Source organism: Streptococcus panodentis (assembly GCF_017884005.1).
Classification (GTDB): Bacteria; Bacillota; Bacilli; order Lactobacillales; family Streptococcaceae; genus Streptococcus; species Streptococcus panodentis.
The window spans coordinates 1-20038 of the sequence record NZ_QFAY01000036.1 but is presented as its reverse complement, the minus strand read 5'-3'; the positions used below and the strand labels follow the sequence as shown (position 1 = coordinate 20038).

13 protein-coding genes and 1 pseudogene are annotated in these 20038 nt (G+C 47.4%); all 14 read right to left on the bottom strand.

Annotated features, from left to right (window positions below):
• Nucleotides 1–84: 84 nt before the first annotated feature.
• Nucleotides 85–450 carry a TIGR04197 family type VII secretion effector gene (locus tag DHL47_RS12375; RefSeq protein WP_209552084.1) on the bottom strand — a complete coding sequence of 122 codons (366 nt, stop codon included), beginning with the start codon at nucleotides 448–450 and terminating at the stop codon, nucleotides 85–87.
• A gap of 12 nt (nucleotides 451–462) precedes the next feature.
• Nucleotides 463–3360, bottom strand: a pseudogene (gene essC / locus DHL47_RS12370) (type VII secretion protein EssC); the annotation flags it as partial.
• A gap of 145 nt (nucleotides 3361–3505) precedes the next feature.
• Nucleotides 3506–3859 (bottom strand): hypothetical protein, encoded by a 354-nt coding sequence (locus DHL47_RS12365; RefSeq protein WP_209552083.1) that lies wholly within the window; start codon nucleotides 3857–3859, stop codon nucleotides 3506–3508.
• Nucleotides 3856–4809: a hypothetical protein gene (locus DHL47_RS12360; RefSeq protein WP_209552082.1), complete on the bottom strand. Its 954-nt coding sequence runs from the start codon at nucleotides 4807–4809 to the stop codon at nucleotides 3856–3858. The genes DHL47_RS12365 and DHL47_RS12360 overlap by 4 nt, the downstream gene beginning before the upstream one ends.
• A complete protein-coding gene (locus DHL47_RS12355; RefSeq protein WP_209552081.1) occupies nucleotides 4806–7031 on the bottom strand; it encodes a hypothetical protein in 2226 nt (741 codons plus the stop codon). The genes DHL47_RS12360 and DHL47_RS12355 overlap by 4 nt, the downstream gene beginning before the upstream one ends.
• A gap of 16 nt (nucleotides 7032–7047) precedes the next feature.
• A complete protein-coding gene (locus tag DHL47_RS12350; protein WP_209552080.1) occupies nucleotides 7048–7392 on the bottom strand; it encodes a hypothetical protein in 345 nt (114 codons plus the stop codon).
• A gap of 15 nt (nucleotides 7393–7407) precedes the next feature.
• Nucleotides 7408–11829 carry a type VII secretion protein EssC gene (essC, locus tag DHL47_RS12345; protein ID WP_209552079.1) on the bottom strand — a complete coding sequence of 1474 codons (4422 nt, stop codon included), beginning with the start codon at nucleotides 11827–11829 and terminating at the stop codon, nucleotides 7408–7410.
• 2 nt (nucleotides 11830–11831) lie between these two features.
• Nucleotides 11832–13094: a type VII secretion protein EssB gene (gene essB, locus DHL47_RS12340; protein WP_338060123.1), complete on the bottom strand. Its 1263-nt coding sequence runs from the start codon at nucleotides 13092–13094 to the stop codon at nucleotides 11832–11834.
• 1 nt (nucleotide 13095) lies between these two features.
• Nucleotides 13096–13335: an EsaB/YukD family protein gene (locus tag DHL47_RS12335; protein ID WP_209552077.1), complete on the bottom strand. Its 240-nt coding sequence runs from the start codon at nucleotides 13333–13335 to the stop codon at nucleotides 13096–13098.
• Between the two features lie 2 nt (nucleotides 13336–13337).
• Nucleotides 13338–13799 (bottom strand): type VII secretion protein EssA, encoded by a 462-nt coding sequence (gene essA, locus DHL47_RS12330; RefSeq protein ID WP_128835368.1) that lies wholly within the window; start codon nucleotides 13797–13799, stop codon nucleotides 13338–13340.
• A 6-nt stretch (nucleotides 13800–13805) separates the two neighbouring features.
• Nucleotides 13806–16706, bottom strand: coding sequence for a type VII secretion protein EsaA (gene esaA, locus DHL47_RS12325; RefSeq protein WP_209552076.1), 2901 nt, complete (start codon nucleotides 16704–16706; stop codon nucleotides 13806–13808).
• Nucleotides 16707–16927: 221 nt separating this feature from the next.
• Nucleotides 16928–17215 carry a WXG100 family type VII secretion target gene (locus DHL47_RS12320; RefSeq protein ID WP_128835087.1) on the bottom strand — a complete coding sequence of 96 codons (288 nt, stop codon included), beginning with the start codon at nucleotides 17213–17215 and terminating at the stop codon, nucleotides 16928–16930.
• A 206-nt stretch (nucleotides 17216–17421) separates the two neighbouring features.
• Entirely contained in the window at nucleotides 17422–17928 is a 507-nt protein-coding gene (locus DHL47_RS12315; protein ID WP_209552075.1) for a hypothetical protein, read from the bottom strand.
• Between the two features lie 458 nt (nucleotides 17929–18386).
• Entirely contained in the window at nucleotides 18387–19667 is a 1281-nt protein-coding gene (gene hisS, locus DHL47_RS12310; RefSeq protein ID WP_209552074.1) for a histidine--tRNA ligase, read from the bottom strand.
• Nucleotides 19668–20038 lie beyond the last annotated feature (371 nt).

Below are 20038 nucleotides of genomic sequence, written 5' to 3'. Positions count from 1 at the left end.
GGCCGAGGACAGGCTCGAGGACTGCGTTTGCAGGCTGCCGTAGTTTACCTTTACCATAACTTTTCCTTTCGTGTTTGTCGTCTATTAGTCAGTGCCTTCGCTAAAGAGCCTAGCATTCTTCTGCTTGCCAGAATGGCTGCCAGCGGTACCGATTTCCGCCGTTGCCCTATTGCGATTGATATAGTTAGCAATTTTGACGTCGGTCGTTTGAAATTCTGCGTGAATACCATGCAAAACTTGTATAAAATCAATCGCTTGCTCTGCAGCTTGTTCACTAGCACTAAATTCATTATCTATATGACTGGAAATCGTTCCAGATGCAGCGTATTCACTGACAGAGTCTTTGGTTGCTTGGCTTTTGCCTACTGCATTGTAACCTGACGCAATACCGTTCGCATAGGATTGAACGGCTCCTGCATCTGACTGAATTCCTGTTGTTCCTACTGCCATAGTCTTCTCCTTTTATTTTGTAATTTTTAGTTTAATACTAGACTGCCGTCCATATAAATAAACTTCGTCCTTGTTTAAATAAGGCTCTTTGCTGTTAAATGGCTTTTCTAATACTGTTTGATCTGTCAAACGCATACCCAAGAGATAATGCTGATTATAAGTCTTTATTTGACGAACAGGAGTCCCAACTGTATTATTACTAATATAAGAATACATACTGCCGACTACAAAGTGCATATTATACTTCCAGCCTTCTTGATAGAGTGTTGATACTTGCTCAGTCGTCAAGCCACTAACTTCAACAAATTTCTCCAAATCTGGGATAAAGATGATGAAATCATGACCTGCTTCGCCTTTTTTACGATCCTCTAACTCAAGCATGAGCTGATTTGCCATATCTTTAAGGGTCTCAGGTTTAGAAACACGGGCAAATAAATCAAATTGTCCGCCGTATGTATCATCCATGTCCATAAACATCACTTTTTTGCTTGGGACCAGTTCTGTAATGACTTCCAACAAATGCCGTGTCATATTTTCTAAATGTTCTTCATTATCAGATATATAAAGCAGATGCTTAAATCCTGTTAAAGGAATATTAACACTTTCAACTTTGACAAAATCTAGACCTAACGGCAATTGATTTTGTTTTGAAGCCTGCTGTACACTTGGATTTTGTGTAAAAACATCAAAAGCAAGCTCTTCTGGAACGATTGGAATCGCTTTAGGGCGCTGTCCTTTCCAATGTTCTGACATCTTTTTCCCTTCAGAACCAATCTGTTCAATCACATCAATCGCAGTGTCCCCTTTAGTTGGCAGAGCCATTTGGAAAATCTCTGGTTCATCGAGTTTAATCATGGCCCGGCCCGGCTTATCTTCAAGTATCAGCTGAGTACGGCCAATCAAGGCCCGAGTATCTGTATCATCAGTCAATTTAAGGGAAATACGCGTCTTTATGCTGGCTAAGAGAGCTGCTTTAACCACACCAATACGGCCAGCAGTAATGATGAAATAAATCCCCAAACTCAGACCCTCACGGGCTATTGTCTGGAAAGTATTTTCCAGATCCATTACTAATGAAGATTCTTTGACAGAATCATAACTGTCTAGCATGATGACGATATTAGGTATCTGTTGACCGCTAACCTCCCGATACAGATTTATATTCGCAACCATATACTTGCGCAAAAGAGTTTTCCTATATCTAATTTCTGACTTCATCCTGCTCAAGAATTTCGTTATTTTTTCCTGATCGTCTATCATAACCGTATCCGCCACATGGGGCAGCTGACGAAGCGGCAAAAGACCATTTGTCCCAAAATCCAATAAATAGAAATGAATTTGTTCCGGTGTAAATTGACGAGCTAAATCCATTGTTAAAGTCTGAATAAAATTGGATTTCCCTGTTAAAGGACCACCGAAAAGAGCGATATTGCCATCGTTATTGAAATCGTGTTCCAGTGTATATTGTGTTTGTTGGCTTGGCAAATCAATATAGCCTAATATTGCTTTCAAAGAACGATTAGTATGTTTCCAAAGTTCTTTAAAATTCCCTTTGCGCAGATCTGGCAGGTAAATCCGCTCTCTCAGCGGCGGCAACCAAGGCTGTGGTACGGGGGCAATCTGCTGGCTCTCTGTCAGTAGTTGGATCTGGCTGACAATAGCCTCCAGCTCTGTCGGTACTTCCTTGATATCCTCGGCTAAGTCAAGACCTGACAGGTCTTGATTGAGCACTTCGTATTGGCCCAGATCATTGATCAAGTAGATGGTATGATCTTCGATACCCAGCTCATCCTTGTCCGGCTGGTAGTCGGCTCCTGACCAGGCCGCCTGAAAGAGCTCATAGACTTCATTGTTGCCAACCTGCAGGTAAGCCCGTCCGGTCTGGGTGATTTCCGCCGCATCGGGCGTATGAAGCATTTCCATCGAGTCTGCCCGGTCCGCCACCTTGAGCGCCAGCTTAAAGCGCGAGTTGGACCAGATCTGGTCATCCACCACCCCAGAGGGTTTCTGAGTCGCCAGGATCAAGTGGACCCCGAGGGACCTTCCGACCCGGGCAATGGACACCAGCTCCTTGATAAAGTCGGGCTGGTTGACCTTGAGCTCTGCGAACTCATCACTGATGAGAAAGAAATGGGGCAGGGGTTCGGTCGCTTCCCCGTTCTTGTATTTCTTTTGATATTGATTGATATGATTGACTTCAAACTCTCTGAAGAGCCGCTCCCGACGGTGAATCTCCGCATTGATGGAAGCCAGCGCCCGCATGGATTGGGCCCCGTCCAGATTGGTAATGGTGCCCAGAAGATGGGGCAGGTTCTTGAAGAGGTTGGCCATTCCTCCGCCCTTGTAGTCGATGAGCAGAAAGGCCACATCGTGTGGGTGGAAGTTGACAGCGAGAGACAGGATATAGGATTGGATAGTCTCCGACTTCCCGGATCCGGTCGTTCCCGCAATGAGTCCGTGCGGGCCGTGAGCCTTTTCATGCAGGTTGAGATAGACCAGGTCTTCCTTGCCCCTGAGGCCGATGGGCACCGCCAAGCTCTTATAAGGCGCATTCTGCTGCCACTTCTGCAGCACCTGCAGGTCCGCAAAGGTCTCCGCCCCGTACATCTCCATAAAGGTGACCGTATCTGGGATAGAGCTTTTCAGATTCTGCAGGTGATGGAGCGGCGCCAAGGTCCGCGCGATGTCTTCCCGGTCATAGCCAGCCGGGAAATGATCCAGCTGGAAGTCGGTCTCCCGCAGGATCCCCTCTTCCATGACCAGCTGACCCGTATTGCGGTCCTTGATATTGATGACCGTCTTGATATTCTCAGACAGCGAGCTCATCACATCCTGCACGAAGATCAGCGAGCAGCCCAGATTGATTGTTTTGTTTGTTTTTTGGGGGAAAATAGCAGAGCAGAGAAGTAAAAGGTATCTGTAAAGTTTTCAAGGTACTAAAAGGAAAATGTCCTTGTTCCATTATACCATACGAGAGATAGGAGAAAAGAAGAGAAAAAGAAAACTACTTGAAAATGAATTCAAGTAGTTTAAAACAAATTCTAAAGCTAGATTATTAAGGTAGTATTTTATAGGTTGTCGAAGTTTTAGCTTGCTGCTTCTTTTGTGCAGCTTGCTGCTTAGAGCTAGGGACTGCACGAACAGTTACCGATGAAATCTCCTTAGCTAATGTACTGTCCTTAGATTTAAAATATTCCGCAACACTATTGATATAGTCATTAAAATTTTTTATTGACTCTCCCAAATTCTCCGTACTTTTTTGAATAGTATCAGATGCTGCCTCTAAATATTGTGTAGATGAATCCTGCACATATCCTGCAAAAGCTGCAGTATAAGGAGTTGCTAATTGGACATTAAAATTCGCATTAGAACTTTGGATAGTCCTATGGTTGACTTGTATTTGACTCATTCTTTATTTTCCTCCTTTTTAGAATGCGACTCCTGCCAAACTAGAAAGTCTTGGTAGGAGTTAATGGAAGTGACTTCCCCAGTAGTCTCATCTGTAATAGTAAGAGAAAGTTTTTCTTCTCCTGTAGGCGCAAACCAGCGCATGAGAATATTAAACCATTCCTCCTGGCTATTCTCATCTTGACGCACGAAAAGTCTGGTCTTCCCCTGATTCAGTTTTTGAACGAGTTTCGGATAGGTTTGATAGATATTGAGATTTTCGTGTATTTTCATGTTTTTTGTCACAGAAACCTCTAAAAATGCATCACTAATATCTACATTATATGTATCCCAAACACGCTTAGATAAGCCAGTTGCACTAATAGCCAAATCAAACTCTCTTTGTTGATTAAGGATATCCTTTGGACAATCTATGACCTCCTCTGTGTCTGTATTAACCAAAACGTCTTTGTAATGAACCGGAGCACCTTTATTCTCTTTCGACAAACCTATATACAAATAATCTGCTCCCCGGTAAAACACAATCTTGATTGACACCGATAAATCAATACCCAACTTAGAATCGTATTTGCGTATAATCTCATACAGATCCAGCTTCTTTTCTTCTTTTTTGCTATTCAAATCATAGCAATGAAGATAATAGTATTCTCCATCCTTCTGTTGGTCATCACGTGGGAGTCTGTTTGTATTGTTACGCCGCCACTCTGTTAAATAAAAATTCTTCTTCCCTACCATAAAATATGGATAATAAGGAGTGTTAGAGGTAATAGCGACAACCCGTCCATTTTCTAGCTGCTCAATCTGTATATCCTTGTCCACGTTTACTTTAACAGATTCTTCAAAACGTGGTGTCACCCGCAGAAAAAAGTACCAGACGGCAACTCCGAGTAAGAAAAATACTGCTAATAGAATAGAAAAGAGTTTAGTTTTCTTAATTTGAAGTTGTCTCATGGTTGGTCTCCAGTCTTGTTCCCCTCTAGTAGCTTATCATAGAATTCGTTGCGGTCAGTAATATAATCTCCTGCACTAAAGACCTTTCTTTCAAGACCAAAGGGATTTTTCCCATTATCTTTTTCTTCCTGTATAATCTCCATACTCTTAAAGAAATTTACCATATTTTGATTCTCCATTCCACCTTTTCCTGTCAGAAAATCCCTCATGTCACTGGTAATGGGTGCCAATTTATCATCACTGTCCTTGATTCCAAAAAATTTAGACACATCATTTCTATAGGGACTGCCCGGCTTATACTGGCTCATAGCCTGATCAAATTTTTCTAAAGCCTCGGCTCCATTATTTCCATTCGTATGATATACATAAGTCCGCACGCCATTCTTCTCTAGATCATCCATCTGCAGAATTGCCTGTAAATCATATTGTGGACGGAACAGTACGGTTTTATTCTCCTTTTTACTTCCCAAATCACCGAAACCGTGATTATAATCGCTAATGGTATACCCGCCTATATTAAACAACTTTTGATTGGTCTTCTTCTTAATTTCATCAGCGTTCTTTTGAATCTCATTTAATTTCGATACGATAACTCCCGTATTAGAAATACCACGTGGCCACTTCCCAAGCAAATCACTATAGCTGGAACCGAACTGGCCTTTATTAACCGCATCCTGTTTGATTATTGATGAAAAACGCTGTTCCATTGTAGATTTTTCTCCGAAAAGGACATCCGAATTGCGAATTGTGTTAATCATGAAAGCATATTGAGAACCGGCTCCTAAGGTCGCCATATCCAATGCAAAGTCAACACCAGCCTTTAAGCGTTTCTCATCCAATTTTCTGTATTCTTCACTAAGTTCAGAAAGTTCTAGTGTAGTCGCATTTTCCTGACGGTTGGAAATAACAGATAATTCTTTTTGTAAATTCCCACCTTTAACCGAAAGCGTAAAACGATAGATGTCATCTTTGTTTTCGTTGACCAAACTGAGGCTGCCCTGCTTGATGGTTCTGGTTTCATAGATTGGATTCTTTTTATCGGCTGGATTGATATTACGGTCTCGTCCAACATGATTAACATGCATCGCCTCAAATAAATGTACCAAGCGTCCGGCTGATTTTAAATCTTTATCCAGCGCTGCAAGTAAGGGGGCGTTTTCATCTAGCTGACGTTCATAAGTCGCGATATCATTTCCTTGCAGCTCGGGATTCAGAGCCCGTGCTCTGTTCCCAATAAGTTCTGCATATCTATCTCCAGCAATAGCCATTTTCTCTGTATAAGCTTGAGCTTTATCATGATGTTGATTAGATATAGCAATCGCCATCGCTTCAATATTAGTAAAGTCATTCTCATCTTCTGCCCGCACCTCTTCTGCATGTGTCCTTAAATAGATTTTATACATCATAACAGAGCTAACATTACTAGTATCTACGCTTCCTAGGTCAGTGAAGAACTGCTTCTTGTCTGTTCCTTCTCCTAAGAGAACTTTGAGCGCAGCTCCATCTCCTCTATCTTGAATGGCATCCAATTCATCAATATTATCCGCTCTCAGTTGGCCAGAAATAATCATAGCCTCGACATCACTAGCAGGTAGGCCAGACATAAACCGAGCATTATTTAAAGCTTGTGACACAATAGATAATTCTGATGTAAAACTTTTCAAATCAGCCTTGAAAGTCTGCAGGGCATTCTCCAGCTTCATATGAGTATCCATTCGAGCCTGCCCTAAAGTCTGTAGTTCTCCCTTCGCAGAAGCCAATTCACTACGAGTATTAATCTCACCCTCGTCGACACTCTCCGGTTCCGGATCCATTTTTAAAGCATCTCTAGCTGCCTCTAACTGAGGATCTAATGCTTTATGCAATTTTTCAAATCGATCGACAGTAGTCTCATCGAGCCATTTTTTAACATGCTTTATGGGAGTTTTTTGTGTTCGCAAAATATCAGATGTAAAACCTGCGCCTTCCACAGCTTTTACATATGTGTCAATGATAGTTCCATATTTAGTTAACAGTTCCGGATATCTTACAAAAATCTTTTGAGCAATAGTATTCATTTTATTTTCAAATGCCTTGATTGCCTCTGAATGCGATCCATTCGTCTTAATCGTAAGAGTATGGTGAGCTCCCTCAATTCCATCTTTATAATTAGCAGATGACGTGATTGCACTTTCTCCATGAGTGGACAATCCTGATTTAGTTAAAAACTTTACAATAGCCATACTTTCCCTCCTTGTTTTATTTATTTGTTATAGCATCCCAAATTTCAGAAAATCTAAGTTGAGTATTCAGAGAATTTAATTTGTAAGCTAACACCCTTTCCTGACTGTGAATTTTGTCCATCATAGCGCTTTTCTTATCATCAAATTTTGACTTGAACCCCTTGATAGCTTTTGACTCATCATCCTTCATCTCATCATATTTATTCCCATATAAATCCGCAACATCTCCGCCTTCGTAGGTTTCTTTAATCTCGTTTTTTACACTGCCTAATCCCTTTCCAGCTGCTTGAAGCGCTTTAAGTTTTTTTTCGACTTGAGCAATTTCCGCCCTCAGTGCAATAGTATTCTGTGAATCTGCCATTTTTTCTCCTTCATATTACTCTATAAAAACTTTGACTTTCCTAGCCATATTATCCTGAACCAAGTAATGTTCTTGCACTTCAAGAACCGGCTCCCTAGTATTTGGTCTATTATTTACATTAAGCACCTGTTGGTCGTTAATCCGAGTCGCAATTAAACCTTGTTTGAAGTTTCTAACTACTTTAGTCGCAGTATCATAATGCTTCGTCAGACTAACATCTGTAATAACAATTGGCATATAACCAAGTTTAGGACCTTTCTCAAGAATTCGTGCCAACTCTTTTTGAGTATCTATGCTCAGTTCTTCAATAAAATCTGAGAAATCATAGAACAGTACGGTTGCGACATAATCAAATTGTCGATTCGCCATTCGTTCATCCAACTTAGCAGAGATAGATAAAATTGTCTCTTCCAAAGCCTCTTTATCAAAAGCAGTCAGCACCTCATCATCCATTTCTGGCAACATATTGTACAAAGGTGCCAACAAAACAACTTTTTTATCCATTTGTTTCGACATCTCAATAATATGCTCAGCCATTGCTAGTTTCTGTTCTTCTTTTTCACCAGCTACATATACAAATGGCCCTTGATGAGTCTGCCATCCTACTGGTTGTACATTTTCCATATCCAATCCCATTGGGATAACTTCCTGCTGCAAGAGTTCTTGAATACCATAAGCTTGGTAAAAGACTTCTTTGCTCAACTCCTCTGGTACCATCGGAATAGCACTTGGCCGTTGTCCAGTCCAAGCTTCTTGGAGAGAAGCGACTTCTTGACGCAGGTGGTTGAGGACTTGCGCATCATTGGCACCCGCTACTGGCAGAGCCAGCTGGATAACATCGACTTCGTCACGCTTCATGAGCGCCCGGCCCTTGATGTCTTCCATGGTCGCCGCAAGCGGGGTAGAGCCCACGATAGAGCGGACTTCGCCCACATCATTCTGCGGCAGGGTCAGCTGGTGCTTGAAGTTGGCATAGAACTGCGCCCGCAGGTTGGACTGACGGCCCGCTGTCACGAGGAGGTGCACACCGATGCTGAGACCTTCACGGGAGATCCGCACCAAGAGCTTAAAGAGCTCCAATTCATAGGCTTCTTCCTTCATGGACTCATAGCTGTCCAGCAGGATGACGATAGCCGGCTCCTCCTTGCCGCTGGCCTGACGGTAGAGCTCCAAGGTCCCAACACCATAGTCCGACAAGAGCTTCTTCCGCCGGCTGAGCTCCCGCTCCATGATCCGTACGAACTTGGCAATCTTCTCTGTCTGATCCAATAACATGGTATCCGCCACATGGGGCAGCTGAGATAAGGGCGCCAGACCATTGGTCCCAAAGTCCATCAGATAAAGGGTCAGATCCTGCGGCGAATGCTTGCGGGCCAGGTCCATGGCCGCAGTCTGCAGGAAGGTCGTCTTCCCGGTACCCGGACTGCCGTAGAGCAGGATGTGCCCATCCTTGGACAGGCTGACCGAGACGGCCTCTTGCTTCTGTGCCTGCGGGATATCCGCCATTCCCAGAAGGACGGAGACAGGCTTCTTTTGTTCCCAGGCTTCCTGCGGCTGAATCGGTTCCAGCTCCTGCAGGGTCATCCGCTCTTTGAGCGGCGGCAGCCATGGCTGCGGCACAGGGGCGATCTGCTGGGACTCGGTTAAGAGCTGGATCTGACTGACAATAGCCTCCAGCTCCGTCGGTACTTCCTTGATGTCCTCGGCCAGATCAAGCCCTGACAGGTCTTGATTGAGCACCTCGTATTGGCCCAGATCATTGATCAGGTAGATGGTATGGTCCTCAATGCCCAGCTCATCCTTGTCCGGCTGGTAGTCGGCCCCTGACCAGGCCGCCTGAAAGAGCTCATAGACCTCATTGTTGCCGACCTGCAGATAAGCCCGGCCGGTTTGGGTAATCTCCGCCGCATCCGGCGTATGAAGCATTTCCATCGAGTCTGCCCGGTCCGCCACCTTGAGCGCCAGCTTAAAGCGCGAGTTGGACCAGATCTGGTCATCCACCACCCCGGAGGGTTTCTGAGTAGCAAGGATCAAGTGGACCCCTAGGGAACGCCCGACCCGGGCGATAGACACCAGCTCCTTGATAAAGTCCGGCTGGTTGACCTTGAGCTCTGCGAACTCATCACTGATGAGAAAGAGATGGGGCAGGGGTTCGGTCGCTTCCCCGTTCTTAAATTTCTTTTGGTATTGGTTGATATGATTGACTTCAAACTCTCTGAAGAGCCGCTCCCTCCGGTGAATCTCCGCATTGATGGAAGCCAGCGCCCGCATGGATTGGGCCCCGTCCAGATTGGTAATGGTGCCCAGGAGATGGGGCAGGTTCTTGAAGAGGTTGGCCATGCCTCCGCCCTTGTAGTCGATGAGCAGAAAGGCTACATCGTACGGGTGGAAGTTGACGGCTAAGCTCAGGATATAAGATTGGATGGTCTCTGACTTACCTGATCCCGTTGTCCCGGCAATCAGCCCGTGTGGTCCGTGAGCCTTTTCATGCAGGTTGAGGTAGACCAGGTCTTCCTTGCCCCTGAGGCCGATGGGCACCGCCAAGCTCTTATAAGGCGCATTCTGCTGCCACTTTTGCAAGACTTGCAAATCCGAGAAGGTCTCAGCCCCATACATCTCCATAAAGGTGACCGTATCTGGGATAGAGCTTTTCAGATTCTGCAGGTGATGAAGCGGCGCCAAGGTCCGCGCGATGTCTTCCCGGTCATAGCCAGCCGGGAAATGATCCAGCTGGAAGTCGGTCTCCCGCAGGATCCCCTCTTCCATGACCAGCTGACCCGTATTGCGGTCCTTGATATTGATGACCGTCTTGATATTCTCAGACAGCGAGCTCATCACATCCTGCACGAAGATCAGCGAGCAGCCCAGATCCGTCGGGTCCTCCATGAAGAACTCCATGATGACATGGTCCAAGATCAGCTTCTCATCCGTGATGATGACCACATAATGGGGACTGTAGAGGGTCGTCTCCTGCCTAATCGCTTCTTCCTTCTGGGCCTTGCGCAGTTTCAGGATCTGATTCAGGCTGTTCAGCACCTGATCATGGGTCCGCTGATTGTAGACAAAGCCCCGCACATTGAGCTCCTGCAGGGTCGCATGCGGCAGCCAGCGCAGCCAGTCCCACTGGTCCCGCTCCTCCTCCGGCATGATGGTGATAAACTGCACATCATGATAAGAGTGGAAGACCGCCAGCTGCATGACCAAGAGCTGGAGCTGTTCCAGCACTAAGTTTCTGGGGCCGATATAGCCGACCGGCCCATGGCTGAGATTGGCCACGATGGGCAGATCCGGGATTTTCTTATGCCGGGTATAGAGGGCATAGCCCTCCTCTTCCAGCGCATCCTTCTTGCCGCTGCGCTCCTCCTGGCCATAGGTCAGCTGATAGGAGGTCGGCACCTGACCCAGACCCAGACGGTAATAGAGAAAGTCAAAGTGCAGCGGCGTCTTCTCGTAGATCCGGTGGCTGTAGCTGTCCACCAGCTCCGTCAGCTCCCCGATATTGGGGAAGTGGTAGAGCATGCCGTCGCGCTGCTCGCGCTCCAGCTTGGTCAGCTCAATAGCCTTGTCCTTCAGATAAAGCCGGTAGAGGTCCACCCGATCCTTCTTTTCCTGCTTGAATTTCTTACGGTTTTTAAAGAAAGTCCGAATAGAGAAAATCACACTGGCCCCAGACATGGCCACCGTCGCAAGGATATAGATCCCCCGCGGCTGCACCAGCGTGATCAGCACCGTCACCCCGATCATGAGCAGGGGCGGCACGACCAGCCTCAAGAGCTCATCACTGGGCTTGGTCGGTTCCTGACTGGGCGGAGTGATCCGAATCTTCTCCTCCGAGCCCCGGTAGATGATCCGCGGCGAGCGGTGGTAGTCCGGATAATCCGGATAAAAACCGTGGCGGGAAGCCGCCCGCAGAGTCAGCTCCGGCCGGACAGCCGCCGGACCGGTCACCCAGATTTCCTCCGGAAAGACCTTGAAGCAGACCGAAGCAAGGCTCAGCTCATCCCCCGCCTCCAGCAGCACTTCCCGCTCTGAGCAGCGGACATTATTGAGATAGAAAACACCGCGCAGATTGGTCAAATGCCAGCTGCCGCCCTCCCTGCGCAGCAGCAGTTCTGCCGGCAGCTCGACCTGCAGCGCCGCTCCTTTGTGATTGCTGATCAGCAGCTCCTGCCGGTCCAGCAGATCATAGACAGCCGGCTCTGAGTCGGCCTGATAGAGGGTTAGATCGCCCAGAACCAGACCGTCGGTCACGAGCCCTGTCTCTTCGCCCATCTGGTAGAAAAGCTCGTCCCCCGACAGCTGCAGCCAGATGGCCTCTTCCTGTCCGGGCAGATAGAGCTGGGCCTTTTCACTGGCCCCCAAGAGCACTTTCCTGTCCTCTGTCAGCGGCAGCTCATAGCGCAGACCGTCGTTATAGATGATAATGGTCTTGGTCATACTTACTCCTTCGCTGCACTGCTGGAGGAGGCTGCCTCACTGCTGGAAGCCGCTGTATCAGAAGCAGCACTTCCCTCACCGGAAGCCCCTGAGCTGGAGTCGCCGGTCAGAAGCTCCTTGCGGCTGTCCCAGTATTTCTTGTACTCGCCTTCCAAGGACTCAAGCTTGCTTTCTCGATCCTTACCAGACAAACTATCGTCCTCGCGCACCTGCTTCATCTCCTGCGTCAGAGCATAGATGATCAGGTCGGAATCATTGATCCGCTTGGCCGTATCCAGCGCATCCTCAAAGTCATTGCGCCCCACCTGAATCCAGTAGTTCAGATAGAGATCATCCGACTTGAGGGTCACATTATTGAGGATGACCTTGCGCTGATCGTCGGAAAACTCCATCCCCTGGATATAGGAATAGGCCAGCTCATACTTCTGCGTATTCGGCAGCGATTTCGGCGCAATCCCCTCCAGCTCATCAATGACCTGACTGTAGTCCACCTTGATAAAGGCCGTGTCCGCCTGCAGCAGCTTTTCCTTGAAAGGATTTTGAAGGAAAATCAGGTAAATCAGCGGAATGGTCAAAATGACCACAGCAGCCGTCAGCCAGATGGTCGCCAGCTTAAAAACCTTGTGCTGGCGCTTGGACACCAGAGCCAGCTTTTCCGCTTCTTCAGCGGATTTTTCGCGGTAGGATTTCTCCAAAACAGCAACTGCTGCTTCAATGCTCTCAGCCTGACGCAGCTCGACCAGAAAGTCCGGCAGCGTCTCCAGCTCCAAAGAGCCCTTGTAGAGCTCCATAAAGTCCAAGTCGGCAAAGAGTGTCACCGTGAAGCACTTGGCCTGACGCAGAAAGTCCTCTCTGGAAAGTGCCTGCGGCGTCATAATCCCCGGAACCCCGCGGTAGGCAATCCTAGCCTGAGCATCCTTGCTGATAAAGAGATTGCTGGGATGCAGCAGGAAGGTCACCGGCAGCTCCAAAGCCGCTTCCAGCGCAAAAACATTGAGAGCCAGCCGAATCCGCTCCGAAATCGTGCGCTTCTGGATATCTTCCCTTGACAGACCCAAAGGCTCGATCTGATAGCTGAAATAAACGCTGTCATGGTCAGACTTGGTCTCCTGCTCCAAAAAGAGCGGATGGTGCAGGTTCAAGATCAGCAGCTCCCGCAGATCCTGAGTGGCTACATCTGAGCGTTTGAGCGTCAGCTCCCAGTTCTTTTCATTTTTTTCATAGATAAATTCTTGTTCAGCAAATACAAATTTTTCCTCTGCCACCTTAAATCTCCTCAATCTCTACTAAATCTCCCGTCGTCACCGGATAATCCGCCAGAAGCTTGCCTTCATCCAAGATCATCCCTTTATTGACAATCCGCAGCTGATACTTCCGACGCTCTATCTGGATATTGAAAATCTGGTCAATCTCCCGGATGAAACGGCGAACCTCAATCCGTTTGGGAATGCGAATATCCACATCCTTCTCCTGCAAACGGAGTGTAATATTGATATGTCCTTCCATATTTATCTATCTCCCTTACTGATGCGAAAGCTGAGGAAAGCCGTCAGGCCGACCAAAAGCATGGCTGCTGCAAAATAGAAAACACCCGGCAGAAAGTCATTCCAGCTGCTGCCCTCATCCTGATTGTTTAAATTGCTCTGCAGCTTGGACAGTTTCTCCGTTCCCGGCTGAAACAGCTCCTTACCATGATAAATATCCGTCTTCCCCTGTATAGCAGAAAACAGCTGTCCCGCTTCCGTGGCCAACTGTTTGTTTTGGTACTGCTTCATTTCCTGAATTTTTTCCTGATTTTCGGCAATGAAAAGAGACTTGGTGCCTTCCGACTGCGCACCAAAGTTCATCTCTTGCTCCTTTTCAATCCGAGAATTATCTATCTGTAAGCTGTTGTCCCTCAAGTCATCTGCGGCAGCAGCCGGCGCCGCAAATGCAGAAAGGACCAGGAATAAAGACAGGACTTTTTTCATCATTTTCTAAACTTCCTCAGTTTTTAATGTTTTTGTCTTGATAAAGATATTGGCTGCCACCAGCAGAGCCAGAACCACAATCAGACCAAAGACAGCAAAGAAACCGGCGGTCTTTCCGTCAAAGTAGCCAGAAAGCATGCCTTCCAGCACAGACAGAGCGTTGAGATTCTTGATAAAGGCCGGGAAGCCGGTCAGGCTGGCAGTCGTACCGATTGCATTGGACAGGTAGACAAAGCTGACAATCATGAAGAAAGCCAAGCCCATTCCCAGTACGCGGAAATGCTTGAGAATGAGATACTGCCCCTGAATGAGGACAAAGCTGGCTACGACAATCAGCAGCACCCAAGACGGTACATATTCTTTTCCGACATAGAGCTGAACGCTGGAGACAATCCCGATAATCAGGCCGATTGTCAGAGACAGGAAGCCCAAGATTCCCACCGTGGTGATATCCGTATCCTGCAGCTTATTCAGCTTAAATCTGTCTTTGACCCTGCGGACAATGTTTTGCGTTGCAAAGAGATAGGCCGTAAAGAGGCTGACAATCTCCAGCAGCAGGATCCAGGTAAATGGACGGTAAACATTGACGGTGGCCTTGACAGACGAAGACGACTGGGCGACCGGACTGGACAGGAAGTCCAGCAGCACTTCATTTGGAACCCCATTCTCATAGGCATTGTTGAGCACCTTGACGAAGGATTCCACAAAGTTGCCGTTATCTTCCAATTCCTTATTGAACTGCCCCATCAGGCCCTCTGCGTCCGTTGACAGTTTTTCAGTCGTTCCCTGCGCATTTTCCAGCTCGCGGTTGAGACTGCTGAAGATCTGATTGACTGAATCCGCCGCTTCCACATTGGTCTGAGAAGAAGCCTTAACACCAGAGGTCGAAGCCAGAAGAGACGTAAATTCTGATCCCAGTGAGGTCAGATCCGCATCCGTCTTAGTCTGCGCATCTGTAGAGGTTTTCTGAGAAGTTGAAATTTCTGACAAACGTTTTTGCAGATTCTCATAAAGATTGATTTGTTCGCCAATCTCTGTTGCAAGCTTCTCATTGCTTTCTTTAATGGTTGCAAGCTTGGTTTTCAGGTTGCCGATTGTTGTATCCAACTGTTCTTTGACACCTGTATCTGGCTGACCGTCATCTCCTTGAGACAGACTCTTTTGATAAGTCGTCAGATTAGAATCAATAGCATCGCTCAAAAGAGCAGACAGAGACTCGGTCATGTCGGCATTTTTCAGCTCAGCAAATGATTGATAAGCCGCAATCAAAGAGTTAGCTCTGTCATAGGCAGAAACAATCTCCTGAACTTTAGCGCCGTAAGCTGCTGCCGTTGACTGCACATTCGAAGTGTCGACAGATACACTGGCCGCCTGTATGCCATTCAGAGAAATGGTGATGGAGCCATTGACCGGTGCAGCCGCATCATTGGCCACGCTGAACTGGACTTTAAAGCCTTCGCCATCAGCCAGAGTTACTTCTCCATTCTCCACTGCTGCACCATTGTAGGTGACAGAGTTCACTGTCACACCTTCTGGCGCTGTTACAGACACCTGTGCCTTGCTGCCGGACTGACCGGCAACCGGCCCGCTGGCCCCTGTAGCCGCTTCATCCGCCCTAGCAGCTAAAGTAGCTAATTCATCAGCACCATTTCCTTGCGGAGTTCCAAATTGAGTCAACGTTGAATAGTCAAGATTTGGTACAGACAGGCCGAACCTCGCAGCTGTTGGCTGAGAATGCGGCAGAACCGCTACTGCCTCAGCTATCTGCGCCTTTAGAGACGTTTCATAAGTGTTCAGAGCCGTCCCGAATACTGCAGTAAGCGTAATCGGTTCGCCTTCATTGATTCCATAATAGGTCCGCAGTTCGCTGGCAACAAATTCCTTAATCTGCTGCTTATGACCGTCCAGCTTCCCGCGTTCAGCCTTCAGATCAGCTTCCAGCTGCTCCAGCTGTTTTGTCACATTGTCCAAATCAGCATCATCTACTTCTTTGGTCGCCCCGAGCTGCTTAGCTAAATTGTTCTGAGTCTCCTCCAAGTTAGCATAAAGCGCCTGCGTTTCGCTGCTCAAGACATAGCTGTCCATGGCAATCAGCTGATTCATAAAGTCTGCATAGCTGGTTTGGTCGTTGGCTCTCTGCTTGACCAGATTTTCGAAATTATTTCCGTAGGCTGACTGAGACTGGTCCAAGTCATCAAAGGCCTTAGAATAGGTCTCCAGAGTCGTCTTCAGGGAGTTGTTGGCCTCCACAGATGATGAAGACATGCTGACCAGAGTCGGGAAGATATTCTTAGATCCGATTGCAGACTCCAGCAGGTTGGTCCGGTAGCTGCCGATATTGGCAATCTGCACCTCTGAGCTGGCCTGCACATTTTGCTGAGCCGTATAGAGATTGCTCAGGATGCTGGCCATATACATATCCACCAGCTGACTGTTGAGGTCAGCGATAATGTCCTTGGCCAGATTGTTGGCATCATTTTCCACCTGCAGATTGCCGGCCGCATTGACCTTATAGGTCACGGTCGTCTTGTCAGCACTGATAGCATTGACATCCAGGATTTTTTCTGAAAAGTCACTTGGAATCGTGATGGCCAGCTGGTACTTGCCGTTGCTCAGACCGCTGTCAGCAGCACCGCGCGTTACGACAAACCAGTTTTGCGAATCATCGCGCTCAATGTTTTTCACATAGCTGGCACCGAGATTGTATTCTTTCTTATCCACCCGGACAGCCTGGTCTTCATTGACAATAGCGACATTCAGCTTGGTCTGCTGACTGGTTTTCAGTTTGCTGTTATTGCTGCTGGTCGTATTCTTTTGAACCGAGATATTCAGAGCAACAACCGCCGCCAGCAAAGCAATAATTAAAACAATATTTCCTATATACTTAATAACTTTTTTATTTCCCATGAATCGTTTTCTTTTTCTGTAAATTTTGTAATCGTTAAAGGAGGAGCACATCAAAAAGACACAGATAGCCCCAACAGTCTTGTTTATTTCAGATTGTCAGAGCTTACAAATTTACTATATGAGGGGCTTCTTCCGCAGGAAGAAAGCAGCCGTCTTTTCTTCTTTTTATTCTTTACAAAAATAGGAAGGCTCTCGCCTTCCTAAAGCCACTTATAACAAAATTAACGAATTTGTGCAGCGATATCTTGGTCAGTTTGCTCAACGATGTCAGCAACTTTAACCAACTGAACGTTGATATCTTGAAGCAATTGTGCAAATTCTCTGATTTTTGGAGACAACTCGTTGAACTGAGCTTCAAAGCTGTCAAATGCAGAACCATCCCAGTTAGCAGAAATAGTTTCTTGCTCGTTAGTCAAATTAGTCAAAATTTGAGTTACTTCTTCAGAACCTTGAGTGTATCTAGTTGCAGATTGACGAAGTTCTTCTGGAGTTAATTTAATTAGTGCCATAGTTTTCTCCTTTAGCAAATTTATATAACAATTAGATTATATCAATTATTACTTTATGTTTCAAGCCTTTTTCTGAAATTTATTCAAAAAATATATTGACAACCTGTCAACCGTTTTCCCGCAGAACCTTGATCTATCAACGTTCTGTCAAGCCTGTACAGCAGGCAAAAAACTCATAATAAATGATCAGAAAAATGACAAACAGATTACTGGCTGCTTTCAAGCTCCAAATCCGCCGCCTCCAAAACCGCCTGAGCGGCATTGCGGGCATTGATGATGGGCTGCGTCAGTCTAGGACGTTCTCCCTCAGGGATGACGACCGAATCATCGCCGACCTGGGCTATCTGCGAATTAAAATTGGCTTTGGCTGTTTCCAGTGTGTCTTTTGTATCCTGCAGATTTTGACGGTAGGTCTCCCTATCCGAAGCCGGCAGCTTCTCCGCCAAGGCCTGTGTCCGCTCCCAGTAGCCGTCAGCCAGCTTGGTAAAGAGAGCTTTGAAATCTCCGACAGTCTGAGCCGCAGCAATCTCGTCATCCGTCAGCAAAGGCTCGCTGACCGCTGCTGAACTGGAAGACTGCTCCGTCTTGCTGGCCGCTGAACTTTCCGATACCGAACTGGAAGCGGATGACCCAGTGTCGCTCTTGTTGCCGCAGGCAGCCAGAGCTGTCACCGCCAGTAAAGCAAGGACTGATGAAAATAATTTTTTCTTCATAGGGAACTCCTTTATTATTATAATACAGTATTATTTTATAGGTTTTCCCTGTTTTTGTCAACCGTTTTTGTCTCCGAATACTCAATGACGGCAATCCACACTGGGCTGAAGCAGAAAGGGCGGCAGAAGTGACTCCCTGACGGCGGCGCCAGCCCCTAGGCCAGAACAGCGGACACGAGGCTGAGACAGACTCCCCTCTGCGGGTGAGGGCGCAGCCATCATGGGCGTCTTATACGGTATCTTCTAAAAGATCCATCCCTCTGTGGGTGAGGACACAGCCATCATGGGCGTCTGTCCCACCGCCTTATCAGCCAGCTCAAAGCAGCGTTATGATCGAGAGTGGAGCAGCCTCTTTATCTGCAGCCTCAGCATCTCCGCTGAAGCTCTTGGGCGCTTCCCAGCAGTCTTTTATCTGTCAGCCCCTGAGCAGCAGGCCATCATTCTGCAAACATTTCTCTTTAAAAGCCTAACGCTTCAAATACCGACTGAAAGTTGGACTGAATCTGATCCAGACTGACCGTGACTTCGGATCGGTTCTGGTTGTTCTTGACCGTAACCTGTCCGCTTTCGACTTCGCTTTCCCCCAGCGTAATCAGGGTCTTGGCCCCAAAGCTGTCAGCAGATTTGAACTGCGCCTTGAGCTTGCGATCCAGATAGTCCCGCTCAGCCGCAAAGCCTTGGGCGCGGAGAGCCTGCACCAGCTCCAGAGCGCTGCTGTTGGCGCCAGCCCCTAAGACAGCGACATACACGTCCAGGCCAGTCTCAACCGGCAGCTCCACTCCCTGCTTGTCCAGTACCAGAAGCAGGCGCTCCAGCCCCATACCAAAGCCGACACCCGGCGTTTCCGGACCGCCAAAGTAAGCGACCAAACCGTCATACCGGCCGCCGGCACAGATGGTCAGCTCACTGCCGGCCACATCAGTGGTGAACTCAAAAATCGTGTGGTTATAGTAGTCCAGACCGCGAACCATATTGGTGTTGATAACATAAGGAATGTCCAGACTTTCCAGCATGGCGCGGACGGCCTCAAAGTAGACCCGGCTGTCCTCATCCAGATAGTCCAGAATAGACGGCGCTCCTGCTACAGCAGCCTTGTCCTCTTTTTCCTTAGAATCCAGCACGCGCAGCGGATTTTCCGCCAGACGCCGCTGACTGTCCGCTGAAAGGCTGTCCTTGAGCGGTGTCAGGTAGTCGATCAGGGCCTGCCGGTAGGCAGCCCGGCTGTCCGGATTGCCCAGACTGTTGAGCTGCAGGCTGACATTGCGGATACCGATCTCCTTGAAAAACTGAGCCGCCATGGCAATCATTTCCACATCTGTCGCCGGATTGCTGGAGCCAAAACACTCCGCTCCAATTTGATGAAATTCCCGCAGACGGCCAGCCTGAGGCCGCTCATAGCGGAACATAGAGCCCATGTAGTAAACCTTGACCGGCTTTTGCACTTCCGGCGCAAAGAGCTTGTTTTCCACATAAGAGCGGACCACCGGGGCAGTGCCTTCCGGCCGCAGCGTGATATGGCGGTCGCCCTTATCGTAAAAATCATACATTTCCTTGGTGACAATATCGGTCGTATCGCCGACAGAACGGCTGATGACCTCATAGTGCTCAAAGATTGGTGTACGGATTTCACCGTAATGGTATTTCCTGAATGTCTTGCGGGCAAATTCTTCCACATACTGCCACTTAGCAGCATCCTGCGGGAGAATATCCTGAGTACCTTTAGGTTTCTGTAATTTCATCTTTTGACCTCTGCCTTCTTTCAATAAGTCCATTTTACCATAAATCGCTGTTTTTTAGGAGCGCAAAGAGAATTTTTCCAAAAGACTGGTCCGGAAGCTTGGTCTTGAAATCCGCAGCCATCACAGCAGCGCTTTGTCCATCAACTCCAGCACAGTCTCGCCGATTCTGTTTCCTACTCTTTGAAAAGCAAGAGCGGATGAAAAGAGACAGGGCTCAGACAGGCCATTGGGCCGGGCAGACTGCTTTTTGAAACTCCGCCGCTGGTCCGGCAAAATAAAATCCGTTTTCATTGCGAATCAATAACGCAGTTCTTTTACCTTGATTTCATCATATTTCAGAGGTATAGTTATAAAAAACAGCCCGCTAGCTG

Excerpts from the sequence above, each read along its gene's own strand:
- DHL47_RS12375 (WP_209552084.1), bottom strand. The coding sequence starts at position 450 with ATGGCAGTAGGAACAACAGGAATTCAGTCAGATGCAGGAGCCGTTCAA.
- DHL47_RS12365 (WP_209552083.1), bottom strand. The coding sequence starts at position 3,859 with ATGAGTCAAATACAAGTCAACCATAGGACTATCCAAAGTTCTAATGCG.
- DHL47_RS12360 (WP_209552082.1), bottom strand. The coding sequence starts at position 4,809 with ATGAGACAACTTCAAATTAAGAAAACTAAACTCTTTTCTATTCTATTA.
- DHL47_RS12355 (WP_209552081.1), bottom strand. The coding sequence starts at position 7,031 with ATGGCTATTGTAAAGTTTTTAACTAAATCAGGATTGTCCACTCATGGA.
- DHL47_RS12350 (WP_209552080.1), bottom strand. The coding sequence starts at position 7,392 with ATGGCAGATTCACAGAATACTATTGCACTGAGGGCGGAAATTGCTCAA.
- essC (WP_209552079.1), bottom strand. The coding sequence starts at position 11,829 with ATGACCAAGACCATTATCATCTATAACGACGGTCTGCGCTATGAGCTG.
- DHL47_RS12335 (WP_209552077.1), bottom strand. The coding sequence starts at position 13,335 with ATGGAAGGACATATCAATATTACACTCCGTTTGCAGGAGAAGGATGTG.
- essA (WP_128835368.1), bottom strand. The coding sequence starts at position 13,799 with ATGAAAAAAGTCCTGTCTTTATTCCTGGTCCTTTCTGCATTTGCGGCG.
- esaA (WP_209552076.1), bottom strand. The coding sequence starts at position 16,706 with ATGGGAAATAAAAAAGTTATTAAGTATATAGGAAATATTGTTTTAATT.
- DHL47_RS12320 (WP_128835087.1), bottom strand. The coding sequence starts at position 17,215 with ATGGCACTAATTAAATTAACTCCAGAAGAACTTCGTCAATCTGCAACT.
- DHL47_RS12315 (WP_209552075.1), bottom strand. The coding sequence starts at position 17,928 with ATGAAGAAAAAATTATTTTCATCAGTCCTTGCTTTACTGGCGGTGACA.
- hisS (WP_209552074.1), bottom strand. The coding sequence starts at position 19,667 with ATGAAATTACAGAAACCTAAAGGTACTCAGGATATTCTCCCGCAGGAT.